This is a genomic window from Massilia sp. BGA-UO-ETr-WB1 (assembly GCF_059567845.1).
In genome coordinates, this window is the sequence record NZ_JCAQOT010000027.1 from 480716 (window position 1) to 500080 (window position 19365).

Annotated in this window: 15 protein-coding genes; 9 read left to right on the top strand and 6 right to left on the bottom strand. The window is 66.5% G+C overall.

The window, feature by feature from the left end:
* The first annotated feature begins 24 nt into the window (after nucleotides 1–24).
* Nucleotides 25–1323, top strand: a complete 1299-nt coding sequence (locus tag AC56DV_RS29150) for a hypothetical protein (RefSeq protein ID WP_496317698.1) — start codon at nucleotides 25–27, stop codon at nucleotides 1321–1323.
* A gap of 48 nt (nucleotides 1324–1371) precedes the next feature.
* On the opposite strand, the gene AC56DV_RS29155 is transcribed toward AC56DV_RS29150, so the two are convergent.
* A complete protein-coding gene (locus tag AC56DV_RS29155; RefSeq protein WP_496317699.1) occupies nucleotides 1372–2553 on the bottom strand; it encodes a trans-sulfuration enzyme family protein in 1182 nt (393 codons plus the stop codon).
* Complete coding sequence (locus tag AC56DV_RS29160; RefSeq protein WP_496317700.1) at nucleotides 2550–3926, bottom strand: pyridoxal-phosphate dependent enzyme; 1377 nt, start codon at nucleotides 3924–3926, stop codon at nucleotides 2550–2552. Before AC56DV_RS29160 ends, AC56DV_RS29155 begins: the two co-directional genes overlap by 4 nt.
* A 285-nt stretch (nucleotides 3927–4211) precedes the next feature.
* Here AC56DV_RS29160 and AC56DV_RS29165 point away from each other — a divergent pair, with 285 nt between their 5' ends.
* The gene (locus AC56DV_RS29165; RefSeq protein WP_496317701.1) at nucleotides 4212–4766 is read left to right on the top strand and encodes a thymidine kinase; all 555 of its coding nucleotides are present in this window, start codon (nucleotides 4212–4214) and stop codon (nucleotides 4764–4766) included.
* Between the two features lie 26 nt (nucleotides 4767–4792).
* Nucleotides 4793–5359, top strand: a complete 567-nt coding sequence (locus AC56DV_RS29170) for a hypothetical protein (RefSeq protein ID WP_496317702.1) — start codon at nucleotides 4793–4795, stop codon at nucleotides 5357–5359.
* On the opposite strand, the gene AC56DV_RS29175 is transcribed toward AC56DV_RS29170, so the two are convergent.
* On the bottom strand, nucleotides 5318–7246 hold the full coding sequence (locus AC56DV_RS29175; protein ID WP_496317703.1) for a P-loop NTPase fold protein: 1929 nt from the start codon (nucleotides 7244–7246) through the stop codon (nucleotides 5318–5320). The genes AC56DV_RS29170 and AC56DV_RS29175 overlap by 42 nt on opposite strands.
* A 257-nt stretch (nucleotides 7247–7503) precedes the next feature.
* Here AC56DV_RS29175 and AC56DV_RS29180 point away from each other — a divergent pair, with 257 nt between their 5' ends.
* The 4 genes from AC56DV_RS29180 (at nucleotide 7504) to AC56DV_RS29195 (ending at nucleotide 14477) form a co-directional block, all read left to right on the top strand.
* The gene (locus tag AC56DV_RS29180) at nucleotides 7504–9756 is read left to right on the top strand and encodes a carboxy terminal-processing peptidase (RefSeq protein ID WP_496317704.1); all 2253 of its coding nucleotides are present in this window, start codon (nucleotides 7504–7506) and stop codon (nucleotides 9754–9756) included.
* Nucleotides 9757–10644: 888 nt separating this feature from the next.
* Entirely contained in the window at nucleotides 10645–11718 is a 1074-nt protein-coding gene (locus AC56DV_RS29185) for a rhodanese-like domain-containing protein (RefSeq protein WP_496317705.1), read from the top strand.
* A gap of 45 nt (nucleotides 11719–11763) precedes the next feature.
* Complete coding sequence (locus AC56DV_RS29190; protein WP_496317706.1) at nucleotides 11764–12687, top strand: phosphatidate cytidylyltransferase; 924 nt, start codon at nucleotides 11764–11766, stop codon at nucleotides 12685–12687.
* The gene (locus AC56DV_RS29195; protein ID WP_496317707.1) at nucleotides 12684–14477 is read left to right on the top strand and encodes a bifunctional alpha/beta hydrolase/class I SAM-dependent methyltransferase; all 1794 of its coding nucleotides are present in this window, start codon (nucleotides 12684–12686) and stop codon (nucleotides 14475–14477) included. Before AC56DV_RS29190 ends, AC56DV_RS29195 begins: the two co-directional genes overlap by 4 nt.
* Here AC56DV_RS29195 and AC56DV_RS29200 read toward each other — a convergent pair.
* Together AC56DV_RS29200 and AC56DV_RS29205 are read right to left on the bottom strand one after the other, a co-directional pair.
* Complete coding sequence (locus tag AC56DV_RS29200; RefSeq protein ID WP_496317708.1) at nucleotides 14428–15045, bottom strand: CDP-alcohol phosphatidyltransferase family protein; 618 nt, start codon at nucleotides 15043–15045, stop codon at nucleotides 14428–14430. The genes AC56DV_RS29195 and AC56DV_RS29200 overlap by 50 nt on opposite strands.
* On the bottom strand, nucleotides 15042–16328 hold the full coding sequence (locus AC56DV_RS29205; protein ID WP_496317709.1) for a phosphatase PAP2 family protein: 1287 nt from the start codon (nucleotides 16326–16328) through the stop codon (nucleotides 15042–15044). The genes AC56DV_RS29200 and AC56DV_RS29205 overlap by 4 nt, the downstream gene beginning before the upstream one ends.
* Before the next feature lie 13 nt (nucleotides 16329–16341).
* On the opposite strand from AC56DV_RS29205, the gene AC56DV_RS29210 reads away from it, so the two are divergent.
* Together AC56DV_RS29210 and AC56DV_RS29215 are read left to right on the top strand one after the other, a co-directional pair.
* Nucleotides 16342–17436 (top strand): patatin-like phospholipase domain-containing protein, encoded by a 1095-nt coding sequence (locus tag AC56DV_RS29210; RefSeq protein ID WP_496317710.1) that lies wholly within the window; start codon nucleotides 16342–16344, stop codon nucleotides 17434–17436.
* Nucleotides 17433–18194: an SDR family NAD(P)-dependent oxidoreductase gene (locus AC56DV_RS29215; protein WP_496317711.1), complete on the top strand. Its 762-nt coding sequence runs from the start codon at nucleotides 17433–17435 to the stop codon at nucleotides 18192–18194. Before AC56DV_RS29210 ends, AC56DV_RS29215 begins: the two co-directional genes overlap by 4 nt.
* A 3-nt stretch (nucleotides 18195–18197) precedes the next feature.
* On the opposite strand, the gene AC56DV_RS29220 is transcribed toward AC56DV_RS29215, so the two are convergent.
* A complete protein-coding gene (locus tag AC56DV_RS29220; RefSeq protein ID WP_496317712.1) occupies nucleotides 18198–19301 on the bottom strand; it encodes an HAF repeat-containing protein in 1104 nt (367 codons plus the stop codon).
* Nucleotides 19302–19365 lie beyond the last annotated feature (64 nt).

Sequence of the window (19365 nt, forward strand, 5' to 3'; positions counted from 1 at the left end):
TGCTGTGGCGTAGGGAGGTGCGCCATGGCTGACTTGGAAAAGCGCGACGGACCCGCGCGTCCGGTCCAGATACGCGACTTCATCTTTGTGCGCGAGCTGAGCGAGGTCTACCTGCTGCTCGACTTTATTTCCGGCCGCTGGGACAAGGGGCTGGAGCCGGACGTGCAGATGCTGATCGAGGAAATTTGCGAGATCGGCTGGCCGCCCGAGGACGGCCCCAGGGCCCAGGCGCACCAGGCCGCCATTCTGCTGAAAGCCAAAGACAAGCTGAACGCCGCCGCCAAGCCGGCCAGCGGGGCGACCATCGCCTTCACCTTGCTGGTGGTGGGCGAGGACGATCCGCGCAAGCGCAAATTCTGGGGGCGCCATACGGACCGGCGCGGCGCTGCGGCGCGTTCCGGCGAGCGCACGGACCAGGCCGCACGCGCCGGGCAGGGCGGCGCCGGGTCCGGGACGGGCGGCAACGACAGGCGGGCCGGCCCCGACGGCGGCCAGGGCGGTGCGGCACCGGTTCCCGGCCTGGGCGGGCCGTCCGGCCCGGGCGGCTTGCGCAACGGCGCGCCGCGGGACGGCGATGCCGCCAAGGTGTCCAGCGCCGAGGCCAAGCTGGCGGCGGACGAGCTGGCCCGGCTGGCAAAGGCCGCACCGCAGTCAGGGGCTGGGGCTGGGGCCGCCGCGCCGCCGGCGCCGCCGCTGGTGGTGTATTGCGACCCGGCCCGCGCGCCGGACCTGGACCCCACGCCGCTGGCGCAGCGCTACCGCAGCGTGGAGGAATATCACTTGTGCATGCAGGACAGCCGCCTGGACCGCGAGCGCGCCGTCACGCGCCGCAACCTGGCCGCGTGGCTGCAGCCATGGAAGGCGCTGTACCACACGGTGACGTACTTCCTGGAGCCTATCCCCGAGCCGAGGCTGCGCGCGGGCCGTTCGCCGCGCCAGGGCGGTGACGAGGAAACGGCGCGCATCCTCACGCTGGTGCTGGGCAGCGCGGTGCTGCCGCTGTGCTATGGCATCCTGGGTGCCGGCGCGGCGGTGGTGCGCGACTTGTGGCGCAAGATGCGGGAGAGCATGCTGTCGCCGCGCGACTATACGTTGGCGCTGGGGCAGTTGGCGCTGGGCGCCACCATAGGCGCGTGCATCGGCCTGTTCGTCAACGCCAGCGGCACCGGCAGCACGGCAGAGCCGGCGCTGGCGGGCGCGTGGACGTTGAGCGGGTCCGCGCTGTCGTTCATTGCCGGCTTCGGCGTGGAGGGCGTGTTCCAGGCCATGGAGAGCTTCGTGCGGCGCGTGTTCAACGTGCCGGACCCGGTCAAGCCGCGCTAGCCGGAACCGGTCGGCTTCCCGGCCGGCTCCGGCTCCCGCTGCGCCCGCTCAGATGGCGTCGAGCGCGTGCTGCAGGTCCTGGCGCAAGTCGGCCAGGTCTTCGATGCCGACCGACAGGCGGATCAGCCCGTCGCCGATGCCGAGCGCGGCGCGCTGGGCGGCCGGGATGCTGGCGTGCGTCATCAGCGCCGGGTGCTCGATCAGGCTTTCCACGCCGCCCAGGCTTTCGGCCAGCGCGAACACTTCGCAGCGTTCCAGGAAGCGGCGCGCGCCGGCCAGGTCGGTGTTCAGGTCGATGGAGATGATGCCGCCGAAGCCTTCCATCTGGCGCCTGGCCAGCTCGTGCTGCGGGTGCGATTTCAGGCCCGGGTAGAACACCTTCTTCACCTTGGGCTCGCGTTCCAGCCATTCGGCCAGCTGCAGCGCGCTGGCGCAGTGGCGCTCCATGCGGATGGCCAGCGTTTTCACGCCGCGCAGCGCCAGGAAGCTGTCGAACGGCGAGGCGATCGCGCCCACCGAGTTCTGCAGGAAGCCGAGCTGCTCGCGCCACGCGGCCTGGCGCTCCTCGCCCGCCACCACGGCGATGCCGCCGATGATGTCCGAGTGGCCGTTCAGGTACTTGGTGGCCGAGTGCACCACGATGTCGAAGCCGTGCTCGAGCGGGCGCTGCACCAGCGGGCTGGCGAAGGTGTTGTCGGCCACGGCGATGATGCCGCGTTCGCGGCAGATCTTGGCAATCGCTTGCAGGTCGGCCAGCTTGAGCATGGGGTTGGTCGGCGTTTCCACCCACACCATGCGGGTTTCCGGGCGCAGCGCGGCCAGCAGGTTTTCCGGGTTGGTCAGGTCCACATAGGTGAAGTCGTGGCCGGCGCTGCGGCGGCGCACGCGCTCGAACAGGCGGTACGTGCCGCCGTACATGTCGTCGCCGGCGACGATGTGGGAGCCGGCGTCGGCAAGTTCCAGCACGGTGGAGATGGCGGCCAGGCCGGACGCGAAGGCGTAGCCTTGCACGCCGCTTTCCAGGTCGGCCACGCAGCGCTCCAGCGCCCAGCGGGTGGGGTTGTGCGAGCGGCCGTAGTCCAGGCCCTTGTGCACGCCGGGGCTTTCCTGCACGAAGGTGGAGGTGGCGTAGATGGGCGGCATGATGGCGCCGGTGGAGGGGTCCGGCGACTGGCCCGCGTGGATCACGCGGGTGGCCAGGTGGGCTTTGCGGTCGGTGTTTGAGCTCAAGATAAAGTCCTGCGCAAGTGGTTGAGAAGGTCGAAGCGGGTGATCAGGCCGTAGAATTTGCCGCCGTCGGCCACCACGGCGGTCAGGCCCCGGTCCAGGGTGCTGCGCAGCGCCTGCACGCTGGAGGATGGGTGCAAGGTCTCCAGGCGCGACGTCATGGTGGCGCCCACCAGGCTGCTGAACTGTTCGGCGTGGTTGTCCACCTTGAGCAGCAGGTCGGATTCGTCGATGATGCCCACCAGCTTGCCCTGTTCCAGCACCGGCAGCTGGGCCAGGTCGGCCGCGCGCATGCGGTTGAAGGCGACCAGCAAGGTGTCGGACGGGGCCACGCTGACCACGTCGCCCTCGTCGTAGCGGCGGCCGATCAGGTCGCGCAGGTCGCCCGTCTGCGGGCGCTGCACCATGCCCTGGTCCACCAGCCAGCCGTGGTTGTACATCTTGGACAGGTAGCGGGTGCCGGTGTCGGCCACGAAGGTCACCACGCGTTTGGGCTCGGTCTGCTCGCGGCAGTATTTCAGCGCCGCCGCCAGCAGGGTGCCGGTCGACGAGCCTCCCAGCACGCCTTCCGCGCTGAGCAGGGCGCGCGCGCTGTCGAAGCTTTCCTGGTCGGTGATGGTGTAGGCCTTGCGCACCGCCGTCATGTCGGCGATGGACGGGATGAAGTCCTCGCCGATGCCTTCCACCGCCCACGAGCCGCTGGTGTCCGACACCTTGCCGCTGGCAACGTATTCGGCCAGGATGGAGCCCTTGGGGTCGGCCAGCACGAATTCGAGCCGCGGTTGCACCTTGCGGAAGAAGTTGCTCAGCCCGGTCAAGGTGCCGGACGAGCCCACGCCGACCACGATGGCGTCCACTTCATGCTCCATCTGCTCCCAGATCTCGGGCGCCGTGGTGGTTTCGTGCGCCAGCGGGTTGGCCGGGTTGTTGAACTGGTCGGCGTAGAAGGCGCCGGGCAGCTCGCGCGCCAGGCGGGCCGCGTAATCCTGGTAGTACTCGGGGTGGCCCTTGCCGACGTCCGAGCGGGTCATGTGGACCTCGGCGCCGAGCGCCTTCAGGTGCAACACTTTCTCTGTGGACATCTTGTCGGGTACCACCAGCACCACGCGATAGCCCTTGATGCGGCCCACCAGCGCCAGGCCCAGGCCGGTGTTGCCGGCGGTCGCTTCAATGATGACGCCGCCCGGCTTCAGGCGCCCGTCGCGCTCGGCGGCCTCGATGATGGACAGGCCGATGCGGTCCTTGATGGAGCCGCCTGGGTTTTGAGATTCCAGCTTGAGGAACAGGCGGCAGGGGCCGGTGTCCAGCCGGGTGACTTCGATCAGCGGGGTATTGCCGATCAGGCCGAAGAGGGCGGCCTCGTGGGGTTTGTTCATAAACACTCCTCGCTTAGAAACGGCGCCGGCCGATTGTGTCGGCCGCGCCTTCCGTGAAAAGGGCGGATGTTAGGCCGCACGCTACACGCTGGGAAGGAATCATTGTGTTCTTGTATATGCAATTTTTGCATGTTCAAAGTATGCGCCTATTTCGCGCGCCGCGCACTTGGGCGCGCCATCCGCACGCAGAGCGCGCATAATGGCCCGGCAAGGGCGGCGAAGACCTGCCCACGGCTGCCGCGACGCTTTATAATCCGGCTCTGATCATTTTTTCAAGCAACAGTTGTGGCAAAACTCTACTTCCGATACTCGGCCATGAACGCCGGCAAATCGACGGCGATGCTGCAGGTCGCCCATAATTACGAAGAGCAGGGCCAGACCGTGCGCCTGTTTACCGCCGCCATCGACAACCGCTACGGCGTGGGCAAAGTCACTTCCCGCCTCGGTCCGCAGCGCGAGACTGAAGTATTCGACGCCGAGACCGACTTCCTCAAGCAGATTGATCAACGCATCGCGTGCTTGTTGATTGACGAAGCGCAATTTCTCACCACCGTCCAGGTGCAGCAGCTGCACAAGCTGGCGCAGGTGCGCGGCATCCCGGTCATCACCTACGGCCTGCGCAGCGACTTCCGGGGCGAGCCTTTCCCCGGCTCGGCCTACCTGCTGGCGCTGGCGGACGACATCGAGGAGCTGAAGAATATCTGCACTTGCGGCAAGAAAGCCACGATGAATATCCGCGTGGACCAGGACGGCAAGCGCATGAAGGAAGGCGAGCAGATCAGCATAGGCGGCAATGAAAGCTACCGCCAGGCCTGCGGCCGCTGTTTCTACTCCGAATAAGACCATGCGCGGCGCCGGAAACTGACATGTTCGACTGCGCCGCCATCGCCCCCGCCTGGTTCTGCCAGCACCGCGACGTGCTGCAGGACGTGCTGCTGTACCTGCTGCCGTCGCTGGCGCTGGCGCTGGTGATCCGGCGCCTGTCCTCCGTCCACCCCGTGTTTTTCCTGTTCACCGTGGCCGGCACCATCTGCCACGAGCTGGCGCATTTCTGCGTCGGCCTGCTGACGGGCGCGCGGCCGGCCGGCTTTTCCGTGATGCCGCGCAAGGTGGGGCGCAGCTGGCAGCTCGGCTCGGTGAGCCTGACGCGGGTGCGCTGGTACAACGCGGCGCCGGTGGCGCTGGCGCCGTTCCTGGTGCTGGCCGTGCCGGTGGCGGTGGCGCTGTGGCGCACCCAGCCGGGCTGGCAGTTCCAGCCGCTGGACCTGCCGCTGGCGTTCGCCGTGGCGCCGCAATTCCTGGCCTGCTGGCCGTCCTCGGTGGACTGGAAGATTTCGCTGCGCTCGTGGCCATATCTGCCGATTATCGCGCTGGTGTGGTTCGGCGCCGGGCTAATCCCGAGCGTCCCCGGCCTCGCCAGTGCCGGGGGCTAGAGCGGCTACCGCCTGCATATTGGCGATGAAGCGGTCGATGTCCGGCAGGACTTTGGTCCGCAGCGTATGCGCCGACAGGCTGGTGTCTGACCGGGATGCGACGCCCTCGTGCAGCAAAGGGGACACCTGCATCCAGAATGGCAGCTCTTCCAGTTTCCACTCGGCCGGCTTGATGTGGTCGTAGCGCGACTTCAAGGCGTCGGCAACGATGTGCAGCTTGGGAGTTTGCGCCACCAGCAGCTGTGCCGCGAAGTCCTTCGGAACGAGCTCGGAGAAAATCGGCCTGAAGGCGAAGTGTGCCAAGTCACCGCCGCCGCTGCGGATCCGGTCGGCCCACAGGACAGGATCGGTGCGCAGTTCGTCGAGCCAGCTGCGCGCCAGCCTGCCCAGTTCGGTCGCGCGGGCGGCTGCTTTGGCGTCGTCGTAGTAGGCGGCGAGCTCGATAAACTCGGCGGTGGCGACTCCGGCGTATTGCATGCCGAAGGTCATTTCCTGCGCGATAGGTTTGACGTAGCCGGCCGGCGCCAGGTCCGTTTCCGGGAGCGGCTGCGCGAACAGCTTGTTGACGGCGGCTTTCGCGAGAGTGAGCACGTGCGCTGCGCCGTGCTCAAGCAGGCCTTCCTGCGACAGCTGCAGCAGCACGCCGGCGTTGTGGAACAGCTCGGGTTTGCCGGGGAAGCGGCCCTCTGCGAGCTGTCCATAGACTTCGGCCTTCAGGGCATCGAAATCGGCGTCGTTCAGCAGATGCTTGTGTACCAGGCGCTTCCAGGCGGGCGCTTTTTCCGTCGTAAAAAACGCGCTGGCCCGGATGCCCGCCAGCGCATTGTCGTCCGGCAGCCAGCCGCAGGCGAAGAATGTTGCATAAGTGTCCGGCGGCAGGGCAACTTTGCGTGTGTAGGCCATGTCGTGCAGCTGGAAACGCGTTTCCGCCTCGGTCGGTTCTGCCAGCGATCGAGGCATGCCCATGGTCGCCGACGTGCGCTTGGTTTCGGTCTTGAAGAGCTTGTATATGTCGCGGGTGGTGATGGTCTTGGCGCGCAGCTCGATGCTGAGCGCGAACACGTCGTGTACCAGGCGGTCCAGGAACCCGGTATGGTCTTTCAGGTTGCCGTCCTGCCTGGACAGGCAATTCCAGATATCGGAAAAGTCCAGCACCGCTTGCCGCAACTGGCGCAGGTTCTTGTGGTTTGCCGCGTCCATCACGGCCAGGATACGATCCTTGCGCGTACGCAGAATGTTGATCGCGTCGTCGGCGCTGAGCTCGCCGATGAAGCTGTTGAGTGCTTCGCGGGCGTCGGCTTGGATTTCGAAGGTCCTGCCGATGACTTTTTCTTTGGTCTGATGGTAGTCCGGGTCGCCGATCTGCTGTTCGTGAGCCAGGATGATGACGCGGTAGCCGCCGTGCTCGACGAACTGGTTGATGTACCCGAGCACGGCGGATGGCGGCATGCCGCTGCGCTCCAAGTCGTCGAAGATCAGCACCGAGTCTTCCGGGTTGGCCGATTTTTCCAGGTCCGGGATGCTGACTTGAAGCTCATCCTTATCGCCGCCGTCCCCGTTCAGGTCGACCTTGATGGTGCCTTTGACGAGACTTTTCACAATGGACCATGATTTCTGAACCGGGGCGCTGGCCAGCCGGGGATGCAGCTGCTGGAAGAATTGGTCGGTGATGTCGGATGGCCTGGTAACGGCGTACAGGCTCACGTAAATCACCTTTTTCTCGTGTACATCCATCAGGACGCCGCGCAAGCGGTCGATGAACCAGGTCTTGCCGCTGCCCCATGTGCCGCGCAGCATTACCGCGAAATGGGGCGCCAGTTCCCGGGTGCAGTAGCGCAGCAGGTATTTTTTGAGTTCATCGTTGGTAACGGGGGCGCTGTCGCTCATCGTTCAGGTCTGTTGGGAATCCGGTCTCTATTGTTCCAGCTTGCTTTTCTTGCTGCAACGAAATCTTGGCAAAATGGCCGGCGCCGGGCGGAGGATCACGATTTGTTACATGATTAAAGCGCAGCCGCCTTTAATCATGGCTTAAGCTTCCTCACTGAAACTGTGCTCTCCAGCGGGCCGCCATAGGCCTGCTATCCTGTAGAATAAAGCGCAGCAGGACCCAGTTTTCCATGAAATCAAGTTTTCGGAGTAAGCCGATGAAGAAGCAGATGCTGTTGAGCGCGATTGCGCTGGCCGTTTCGGTACAGGTGGGCGCAGCAGCGCCCGAAAAGGCAGCGGACGTCGTCAAGCCGCAAGCGGTGCAGTCGCAGGCCGCGTTGTGGGCCTCGCACGTCATGTCGCGCTATCACTACAAGGCTACCCCGCTGGACGATGCGATGTCGGAGAAGATCTTCGACCGCTACTTCAAGTCCCTGGACGGCGAAAAGCTGTTCTTCGTGCAAGCCGACGTGGACCAGTTCGCCGCCATGCGCACCAAGATGGACGACGCCATCATGTCGGAAAACCTGACGGTGCCGTTCGCCATCTACAACCTCTACCAGCAACGCTTCAACGAGCGCATCACGTATGCGCGCGAGCTGCTGAAGACCAAATTCGATTTCTCGGTCGACGAGAGCTACCAGATCGACCGTGAAAAGGCCGAGTGGCCGAAGACCGAGGCCGAAGTCAAAGACCTGTGGCGCAAACGCGTCAAGAACGACTGGCTGCGCCTGAAGCTGGCCGGCAAGGACGACAAGGCCATCCGCGAGACGCTGGACAAGCGCTACGACAACTACATGAGCCGTTCGCGCAAGCTGAACAATGAAGACGTGTTCCAGATCTTCATGAACGCCTACGCCATGTCGATCGAGCCGCACACCAACTACCTGGGCCCGCGCGCCGCCGAGAACTTCGACATCGCCATGCGATTGTCGCTGGAAGGCATCGGCGCCCAGCTGCAGCAGCGCGACGACTACACCGTGGTGCGCGAAGTGGTGCCGGGCAGCCCGGCCGCCTTGTCGGGCAAGCTGAAGGTGGGCGACCGCATCGTCGGCGTGGCGCAGGGCGAGAGCGGCAACTTCACCGACGTGGTGGGCTGGCGCATCGACGACGTGGTGCAGCAGATCCGCGGCGCCAAGGATTCCGTGGTGCGCCTGCAGATCCTGCCGGCCGACGCCGGTCCGGACGGCAAGCTGTCGCAGCTGTCGCTGGTGCGCAAGAAAATTTCCATGGAAGAGCAGTCGGCCAAGAAATCCATCCTCGAAGTGCGCGACGGCACCGCCAAGCGCCGTGTCGGCGTGATTTCGCTGCCGACCTTCTACCTGGACTTCGAAGCGCGCCGCCGTGGCGACAAGGACTACAAGAGCGCCACCCGCGACGTGGCGCGCCTGCTGGCCGAGCTGAAGAAGGAAAAAGTCGACAACGTGCTGATCGACCTGCGCAACAACGGCGGCGGCTCGCTGACCGAAGCGGTGGAACTGACCGGCCTGTTCATCGACAAGGGCCCGGTGGTGCAGCAGCGCAACGCGCAAGGCAAAGTGGAAGTGGAAAGCGACACCAACGCCGGCCTGGCGTGGGACGGACCGGTGGGCGTGCTGATCAACCGCAGCTCGGCTTCGGCGTCGGAGATTTTCGCCGCCGCGCTGCAGGACTACGGCCGTGGCCTGGTGATCGGCGAACCGTCGTTCGGCAAGGGCACCGTGCAGACCCTGGTCAACCTGGACCGCTATTCGCAGGGCGACAAGCCGCGCTACGGCGAGCTGAAGATGACGGTGGCGCAGTTCTTCCGCATCAACGGCGGCACCACCCAGTTGCGCGGCGTCACGCCGGACATCAGCCTGCCGTCCATGTCGGATCCGGAAAGCTTCGGCGAGTCGAGTTATGACAACGCGCTGCCATGGGTGGCCATCAAGCCGGCCGTCTACATCCCGGCAGGCGAGCTGAAGGACATCGTGCCGATGCTGGACAAGAAGCACGAGGCGCGCGTGGCCAAGGACAAGGACTTCCAGTACCTGGCCGAGGACATCGCCCTGGTGAAGAAGCAGCGCAAGGACAACACCATTTCGCTGAACGAGACCGTGCGCCGCAAGGAGCGCGACCAGCAGGAAGCGCGCGCCAAGCTGCGTGAAGCCCGCCTGCTGAGCCTGGTGGCTTCGCCGGACGATCCGGTGCTGATCCCGGACGCCAAGGAAGCGCTGAACAAGGCCATCTCAGCCAAGCCGGCCAACGCCAACGCCAAGGCCGCGCGCCAAGTGGCGGCGGTGAAGGGCGCGCTGCGCACCGACGACGGCCTGCAGGCGGATGAGCGCGGCCTGAGCGCCGAGCTGGACGCGGAGAAGGCCGCCAAGGCCGCCAAGGACGTGCTGCTGAACGAAGCGGTGCATATCCTGGCGGATGAAGTAGGCCTGCTGAAGACCGATACCCGACTGGCCTCCCGCGTGCTCCCATACGCAGCCGACGTGGGAAAGTAAGTATCTTTGCCAAGTTATACGCATCGTTTATTTCTATCATCACTAATATAAAGTAGAAATATACGATGCTCTACGGCATCATAGTTCCTGTCTCCTCTATTCTCCTCCAAGAGATTAGATTCAGCCCGCTCCCGTAGCGGGCTTTTTTTTTGCCTGGGTTCGGCGCGTTGCGCGATTTGCTAGATTGCATATTTGCCTGCAACGGCGCCGCACGCAAACTGGGTACTCACACGTTTCGCAGTAGTAGGGAGATATGCATTTTGATGATTCCTATCATCAGAAAGATAAAGTAGCAAAATATGGTGCGCTACGGCATCATAGCTCCTGTCTCCTCTATTCTCCTCCAAGAGATTAGATTTAGCCCGCTCCCGCAGCGGGCTTTTTTTTGCCACGACTCTGTGAGTCGAAGCGCTGATTGCTTGATGGTTTTGGTCGGTGGCGGGACCACCAAAGTGGATTTCCTTATGTTTGACTTAATTGTCGCTCTGGGCATCAAGATAAGGTGGACGGATATGCTGCGACGCGGCATCATAGTTCCTGTCTCCTCTACTCTCCTCCAAGAGATAGATTCAGCCCGCTCCCGTAGCGGGCTTTTTTTTTGCGCCCCAGGAATCCAGCACGCCTGGCTCGCGCAGGCAGCAGGGCGGTGCAGTAGGGGCCACACGACTGCTGAAGATGCGAGGCATATTCGTTTTGGTTATCTCTGTCATCAGAAAGATAAAGTGGATTTATATGCTGCGACGCGGCATCATAGCTCCTGTCTCCTCTATTCTCCTCCAAGAGATTAGATTTAGCCCGCTCCCGTAGCGGGCTTTTTTTTTGCCCGGCAACATGGCATTCCCATGTCGCTTTGCTATGATTGAATGATCGACTCTTCCTTGAACGATCATGATCTTCCGCCAGCTTTTCGATCCCACGTCCTCCACCTACACCTATCTGCTGGGCGACAGCGGCGAGGCCGTGCTGATCGATCCCGTCTATGAACAGGTGCCGCGCGACCTGGCGCTGCTGGGCGAGCTGGACCTGCGCCTGCTGGCCTCGCTGGATACGCACGTGCACGCGGACCATGTGACCGGCGCCTGGCGCCTGCACCAGCGCGTGGGCAGCAGCATGGCGGTGGCGGAAGCGGCCGGCGTGGCGCTGGCGGACCGCCCGCTGCGCCACGGCGACCGTATCCAGTTCGGCAGCCGCCACCTCACCGTGCGCGCCACGCCCGGCCACACCAACGGCTGCCTGACCTATGTGCTGGACGACGAGAGCATGGCCTTCACCGGCGACAGCCTGCTGATACGCGGCTGCGGCCGCACCGATTTCCAGGGCGGCAGTCCGCAGCAGCTGTTTGCCTCGGTGCGCGAACAGATCCTCACGCTCCCCGCCAGCTGCCTGCTGTATCCGGCGCACGACTATCGCGGCATCACCGTCACCAGCGTGGCCGAGGAGCGCCGCTTCAACCCGCGCCTGGGCGGCGACGTGGACGAGGGCGATTTCGCCGGGCACATGAACAACCTGAACCTGCCGCATCCCAAGCTGATGGCGGTGGCCGTGCCCGCCAACCTGCGCTGCGGCCGGCCCGAAGGCGAGGGCGAGGGAGAGGCCCCGCCGGACACGCCCGCCTGGGCGCCGCTCACGCTGCGGTTCAGCGGCGTGTGGGAAATCGAACCGATGGCGCTGCTGGAACATGCCGATCAGGTGCAAATCGTGGACGTGCGCGAGCCCCCCGAGTTCATCGACCGCCTGGGCCATTTGCCCGGTGCGCGGCTGGTCCCGCTGTCGCAGCTGAAAGACCGGCTGGACGACTTCGACCGCGAGCGCCCGGTGGTCGCCGTGTGCCGCTCCGGCGTGCGTTCGGCCCAGGCCAGCGTGCTGCTGACCAAGGCCGGCTTCAAGCAGGTAGCCAACCTGGCCGGCGGCATGTTGCGCTGGAAGTCAGAAGCCCTGCCGGTGGCCCAGGACGTTGCCTAAGAGGAAGTTCATCGTATAATTGCATTTCAAGCAATTGAGGCGATTATGCAATTAGTGCTTTCCCTGCTGGGTACGGAAATCCTGACGGCGCTGGGCATGCTGTACCTGATGCTGGGCATGGCGACACTGGGCGTCGGCTTGACGCTGCGCGCGCGGCCGCAGAGCCAGCTCAGGCTGCAAGTCCATGCCTGGTGGTGGATTTTCCCGGTGGTCACGGTCAGCCTGCTGCTGCATCCGGCGGGTGCGCCGATGCTGGCGCTGCTCATCGGCGCGCTGGCCTTGCGCGAGCTGGCGCCGTTTGCAAGCCGGGGCAGGGACCAGGGAGGCGTAGGGAGCTTCGGCTGGCCCGCCGCCGCTACCCTGGCAGCCACAATCGCATTGATTTTCGTCAACGCCGTGGCAGTTACGCTGCTGCTGGCGCTTGCCATCCTTATAACACTGATATATTTCCTTCGAGTACGCAGTAGCGGCGCGCTGGTGTGGTTGCTGTGGCTGGGCCTGTGCTTCAGCGTGAGTTTCCTGCCGCGCTACGAGGCGCTGCCGCTGGCGCCGCACCAGCGCCTGGCTTGGCTGTTTTACCTGTACGTGCTGACCTCTCTGAACGACGTGGCGCAATTCATCAGCGGCACGTTGTTCGGCCGGCACCGCATCGCGCCAGGCATCAGCCCGAACAAGACCTGGCAGGGGCTGCTGGGCGGGGTGGCGGCGACCTTGCTGCTGTCGCTGGCGCTGGGCAGCTATTTGCACCTGTCCGATGCGCGCCACCTGGCGGCATTCGCCGTGCTGCTGTCGCTGGGCGGTTTTTGCGGCGATCTGATGTTCTCGGCCGCCAAGCGCGTGCTGGGCGTAAAGGATTTCTCGCAATTGATCCCCGGCCATGGCGGCATACTGGACCGGGTGGACAGCCTGGTGGTCACCGCGCCGCTGTTGTACTTTCTCATCACCACCACACAAGGGAAGCTCGCATGAAAGCTGAACGTTCACTGGCCTGGCGCACCACCGAATCCGGCTTCGACTGCAAGGACGGCACGCGCCTGTTCTACCGCGCCTGGGCGCCGCTGGCGCCGCGCCAGGACGGGCCTCAGCGCGCGCTGGTGTTCCTGCACCGGGGACACGAGCATTCCGGCCGCATCCAGCCGCTGGTGGAGCAGTTCGGCTTCACGCAGGACCACGCCTTTGCCTGGGACGCGCGCGGCCACGGCTATTCGCCCGGCGAGCGCGGCGACGCGCCCAGCTTCGAGACCCTGGTGGAGGACTTCGACACCTTCATCCGCCACATCCGCGAGGTGCACGGCTTCGCCGAGGAAAACATTCTGGTGGTGGCCAACAGCGTGGGCGCCGTCATCGCCGCCACCTGGCTGCACGACTACGCACCGCGCGTGCGCGGCGTCATCATGGCCGCCGCCGCGTTCGAGATCAAGCTGTACGTGCCGCTGGCCAAGCCCGCGCTGCGTTTTGCGCGCCGCTTCAAGCCGGAGCTGTTCGTCACCAGCTACATCCGCCCCGGCATGCTGACCCATTCGCCGCAGGAAGCGGCCGCCTACGGCGCCGACCCGCTGATCGCCAAGGCCATCTCCGCCTGCGTGCTGCTCGGCCTGGCGGACACCGCCAAGCGCATCGTGCACGACGCGGCCGCCATCGACACGCCGGTGCTGATGCTGGCCGCCGGCAAGGATTACGTGGTGAAGGAAGGCCCGCAGCAGACCTTCTTCGAGCGGCTGTCCTCGCCGCTCAAGCGCTACGTGCGCCTGCCGGACGCGTTCCACGCGCTGTACTACGAGCAGGACACCGGCGTGGCGCTGCACGAAAGCCGCCAGTTCGTGGAGCACTGCTTCCAGCGCGCGCCGCTGGCGCCGTCGCACTACCTGAACGCGGACCGCGACAGCCACAGCGCCCGCCGCTATGCCGCCATGCAGGCGGGCGAGAGCTGCGGCGCGCTGGCCAAGGCCTGGTTCGGCCTGCAGCGCGTGATGCTGGGCGCCATGGGCGGCGTGAGCGACGGCATGAAGATCGGCCTGGAACACGGCTTCGATTCCGGCGCCTCGCTGGACTATGTGTACCGCAACCAGGCCGGCGGCCGCTTCATCATGGGCAAGACCATGGACCGGGGCTACCTGGACGCGGTGGGCTGGCGCGGCATCCGCCTGCGCAAGCGCCAGCTGCAACAGATGCTGGGCGAGCGCATCGCAGCGCACACGGGCCAGGGGCCGCTGCGTATCCTGGACATCGCCGCCGGCTCCGGCCGCTACGTGCTGGAAACGGTGAAGCGCTTCCAGGACAAGGATATCCACGTCACCCTGCGCGATTATGCGCAGCACAACCTGGACCAGGCCCGCGCGCTGGCGTCCCAGCTGCAGCTGCGCGCCAGCGTGGAGTTCCAGCTGCGCGACGCTTTCAGCCCGGCCAGCTACCAGTTTGCCGAAGGCGAGTACGACATCGTCATCGTGTCCGGCCTGCACGAGCTGTTCAGCGACAACGAGCCGGTGGCCGCGTCGCTGAAGGGCATCTTCAGCGTGCTGCGGCCGGGCGGCTACCTGATCTACACCGGCCAGCCCTGGCACCCGCAGCTGGACATGATCGCGCTGACCTTGACCAGCCACCGCGGCACGCCGTGGCAGATGCGGCCCCGTCCGCAGGCGGAAATGGACGGGCTGGTGGCCTATGCCGGCGGCCGGAAAATCGCCACCAGCATCGGCCTGGAAGGCATCTTTACTGTGTCGCTGGCGCAGAAGCCCGCAGCGCCTGGCGCAGGCGGTTGAACACGGTCCACGCGGACAGCACGATCACCAGCACCAGTATGCCGTTCAGCAGCAGCGGCGCAACCTGGTAGCCGATCAGCAGGGCCAGCAGGCCGAACCAGAAGGCGCGGTCGCTCTTGCCCATGGGGCCGTCGAAGCGGCGCGCGCTGCCCACGCTGAGCGCCAGCACGCCGGAGAACTCGGCCAGCAGCGCGCCTACCACGCACAGCACCACCAGCGGCGCGTGCAGCGCGGCGGCCAGCGTGAAGGGCAGGTACAGCGCCGCGTCGGACACCTGGTCGCAGATCTCGTTGAGCAGTGTCCCGAGGCGGGTCTTCTGCCCGGTGGCGCTGGCCAGCATGCCGTCGATGGCGTTCAGCGCCATGCGCAGCAGCAGGAACAGGGGCAGGCCCAGCCACAGGCCGGCGCAGTCGGGCTGCCACGCCAGCGCCGCGCCGTAGGCCACGGACAGCAGCATGGCCGCCAGCGTGATCTGGTTCGGCGTCACGCGGCAGCGCACCAGCGCGCGCATCAGCGGCTGCAGCAGTTGCTGGAATTTCGGTTTCAGCTGGTAGATCGAAAGACTCATTGCTTTTCATACTCCTTGTACAGTTGGGCGATCACGCGGCTGCGCTGGTAACCCATGGCGCAGTGCAGGTAGATGTTGCGGCCTTGGCCGACGTGGGCGGCGATGGCGGCCAGGATGGGCTGGGCCGAGTGCGCGTCCAGCGTGTGCAGGTCCAGCAGCGGGAAGTGCTGGTAGGGGCGGCTGCGCAGCGCCTGCGTTTCGCTCAGCTCGTTGGACAGGTCGATCACGGCGCAGTCGGCGGGCAGGCGCGCCGCTTCGGCGTTGCTCAGGCGGCGGCCCACCCACAGGCGCTCGCCGAGCCGGTCGAACGGCGGCCGGTGGCGTTCGCGCCAGCGCACCAGCTGCCAGGTCAGCAGGTAGCCGCCCAGGTAGGGCGCGTACAGCAGCCACACCCACAGCGGATAGCGGCCGTGGCGCTTGTGCAGGAAGGCGGCGTTCCGCCGGTGGTAGGCCCAGGCCACTAGCAGCAGGCTGGCGCACAGGTACAGCCACCACGGGCCGCCCAGCGCGAACCACGCCAGCAGGGACAAGCCGGCCATCAGCGTGTAGCAGAACGCGACCGGCCTGGCGGTGGCGCGCCCGGCGGCGCCTTCGGCGGCGGCCAAGCCGGCTGGCACAGCATGCGCCGCTGCAGCGTGGGCGGGCAGGGCGCGGATGGCCAGCAGGCCGAGCAGGGCGCCGCCGGCGACGTCGGCCAGGTGGTGCTGGTAAGTGAATACGGTGGCGGCCGCGACCAGCACCAGCCAGGCGGCCAGCAGGGCGCGCGGCACCGCACGGCTGCGGAGCGCGCTGCTCAGGGCCGGCCAGAAGATCAGGCAGTAGGCCACGTGCAGCGACGGCAGCTGGTTGTACGGCAGGTCCATGGCGGACAATTGCGCGAACAGCCAAGCCGGCAGCGCCGCGTCCACGGCGGGCCGTTCGAAGCCGAAGCGCAGCGGGAAGGCGGCGAACACCAGGCACGCGGCCACGGTGGCAAACGCCACGCGGCGGCTCAGCGCGGACAGTTCGGCGCGGCTGCCCGCCAGCAGGAAGCTCAGCACGAACAGCAAGCCGGACGTCATGTAGGGCAGCACCATCCACGGCAGGAAGGGCAGCGCCGCATCCCACGGCAGCGCCGCGCTGCGCGTAATGCCGGCGCGGTGGGCAAGCTGGTTCGCCAGCGGGTAACATAGCCCGAACAGGGCGCCATTCAGCGCAAGCTGTGTCACGCGCTCGCGCATGCTGGGCACGGCTTCCGGCTCCATGGTCGAACTGTCCTTGTTATTAACTATGTAATTGTGCATTATGGCACGCATGATGCAAGCTCAACCAGATGAACGCTACGAACGCTGCATGGTGCTGGCCGGCGGCGGCTTCCGCTTCGGCTACTACCTCGGCATGCATGCCGCCGCCGTGGACGCGGGCCAGGAACCGGACCTGCTGCTGGCCACCTGCGGCGGCGCGGTGGCCGGCGCCATCATCCGCAGCCTGCCGGACAGCGCCGCGCGCAAAGCCTGGGTGGCTTCGCCGCAGATGTATGAATTCTTCTGCGGCCTGCAGTCCGGCCCGCAGGCCGCGCCGCTGCGCGCGCTGGCCAACGTGGCGCTGCGCCGCCTGCACCCAGGCAGGGCCGCGCGCCTGCCGGACCTGTTCCACGACTACCTGTTCGAGATCCCCGCCGTGCTGCCGTTGCCGCCGGCGGCCGGGCAGGGTGGCGCCGCGCTGGCCATCATCGGCGGCAAGCTGCTGTTCGGCGAGCACGAGGTGGGGCAAGCCCGCCAGGGGCGCCAGCTGTACGGCGTGACGCTGTTCTGCGGCAGCCGTACCGCTGCGCTGGCCGAGGGCCTGCCGTCCGCCATCGGCAGCGGCGGCTGGACCGACGCGGTGGCGCCGGCGCTGCTGGTCGACACCGGCATGCCGCTGGCGGACGCGGTGCGCATCTCCATCTCGGACATGTACTACTTCCGCTGCCATTCCGTGGCCGGCGGCGACTACACAGGCGGCGTGGTGGACCTGTTCCCGGTGGAGCTGGCGCGCAGCCTGGCGCGGCACGTCACCATGGAAATGAAGCCGCCGTACGACCAGTTGATGGCCATCCCGGCCTTGCGCGCAGTGTTCGGTTTTGACGGCAACCGCCGCATGCAGCACGTGCACGGCCAGCCGGTGGACGTGTGGGTGGACACCAGCGACGTCGGCATCGCGCTGCGCGGCAACGGTCTCCAGAAGCGCGTGGACTGGCTGCGCAACCGGGTGCGGCTGGTGGCGCCGCCCAGCTATCCTCGCTATGTGGAGCAGGTGGAGGCGCAGTGGCGGTACGGCTACGAGCGCGGCGCGGAAGCCTACGCGCTGGCCGCCCAGGGCCGCCGCCCGCAAATGCGCCGCGCCACGCGCTACAACAAGGCGCTGGCATGAACGTGCCGATGAGCGTGATGATTATCGGCGGCACCAGCGGCATCGGCCTTGGGCTGGCGCAGCATTACTGGGCTGGGGGCGCGCGCGTGGCCGTCTGCGGGCGGCACCCGGAAAAGCTGGACGGCGTGCCATTCGCGCGGGACGGCCGCGTCAGCGTCCACGCCTGCGACATCGCCGACCGCGCCGCCGTGGCGCGGGCGGTGGCGGAAGTGGCCGAGGCGGCGGGGATCGACCTGCTCATCGTCACCGCCGGGCAGTACACCGATGCCGCCGCCATCGCGCGCGACCGCAGCAGCACCTTGCCCGTGCTGCGCGTGAACGTGGGCGGCCTGGAGAACGCCTTCAGCGCCGCAGCCGACGCCATCATGGCGCGCGATGGCGGCAAAGGGCGGGGCCACCTGGTGGCGGTGGCCTCCATCGCCGGCCTGCAGGACGACTACCCGAACGGCTCCCTCTACAGCGCCAGCAAGCGTGCCGCCATCGCCATCTGCGACGCCTACCGCAAGGCGCTGGCGCCGTTCGGCATCGCCGTCACCGTCATCGTGCCCGGTTATGTGGACACTGCGCGCCTGCGCGAACTGAACCACGGCGACGCCAGCCACAAGCCCTTCCTCATGTCCGAAGCGGAAGCCGTGCAGCGCATCGCCGCCGCCATCGCCCGGCGCGACGAACGCTGCGTGTTTCCGTGGCAGATGCACGCGCTGGTCAAGCTGTTCAACCTGCTGCCGGCCTTCCTCAAGCGCGTGCGGAAAAAATAGCGCCTAGTAGCGCGCCAGCGCAATGCCGCGATAGCGCCGCCGCAGCAGCATCAGCGCCATGGCGGTGCCGATCGCGATCGCCGCCATGCCGACAAACTCGCGGTGACCCTTCGGCACCACCGGTATCATGTCCGAGCGCATGGTGGCGGCCGCGTAGCGCTTGCTGAAATAGGTCGCCCCGGCCACCAGCTCGTTGTCGTTGATGGCGTTGGTCAGGTACAGGCCCTTGCCCGCCTGGTGCACCAGCATCTTGCCGTCGCGGTAGACGAAGGAGCGGCGCTCCTCGCCGATCAGGATGGTGCCCACCACGTGGCCCGCCGCGTTGATGCCGGTGGCGTAACTGTTGCCGTAGCCGATCAGCGCGCCCAGGTCCACCATCTTCCGGCCGTCGTGCAGGAATGCGTGCCAGCGCCGGTTCGGCATTTCGGACGCGCCCACCACCAGCCCCGCGTCGTTGATGCCGGTGGCCGCGCTGGAGCGCCCGCCCAGCGTGCCCAGGTTGACCATGCCCGTGTCCGGACGGTACAGGAAGGCGCGCCGGTAGCCGTCCGGCAGGGCGGCCGTGCCCACCACCGCGCCGCTGTTGTTGATGCCGGACGCGTAGCTGATGTTGCCGCCCAGCGTGCCGAGATCCTGCATCTCGCCGTTGACGTCCAGCGCGAAGGCGCGGAAATAGCCGTCGGCGGTGTCGGCGAAGCCTGCCGCCTGCCCGGCGGCGTTGACGGCGGCGCCGTAGCTGCTGCCGCCGCCCAGCGTGCCCAGGTCGCGCATCGGCTCGCCCTTGCGCACCAGGAAGGCGCGCCAGTGGCCCTTGGCGTCCTGCGCCGAGCCCACCACCAGGCCGTCGTCGTTGATGCCCTTGGTGTAGCTGTCGCTGCCGCCCAGCGTGCCCAGTTCCAGCACGCCTTTGTCGTACAGTACCGCGCGCTGCTTGCCGTCCTCGTCCTCGATGACGGCCGCCACCTGGCCGTTGGCGTTGATGTCGACCGCGATGCTGGCCTCCTTGCTGTTGGCCGCGAAGCCCGGCAACTGCTGCACCTTGGCGGCGGCGCCGAAGCTGCACAGGCCCAGCATCAGGGTAAGGGGTAGCAGCGAGGCTTTCAGCATGGCAGTCTCCGGGCTAGTTATCAGAAAGGTAACTATAGCATCGGCACCACGTTTCGGTTAAGCT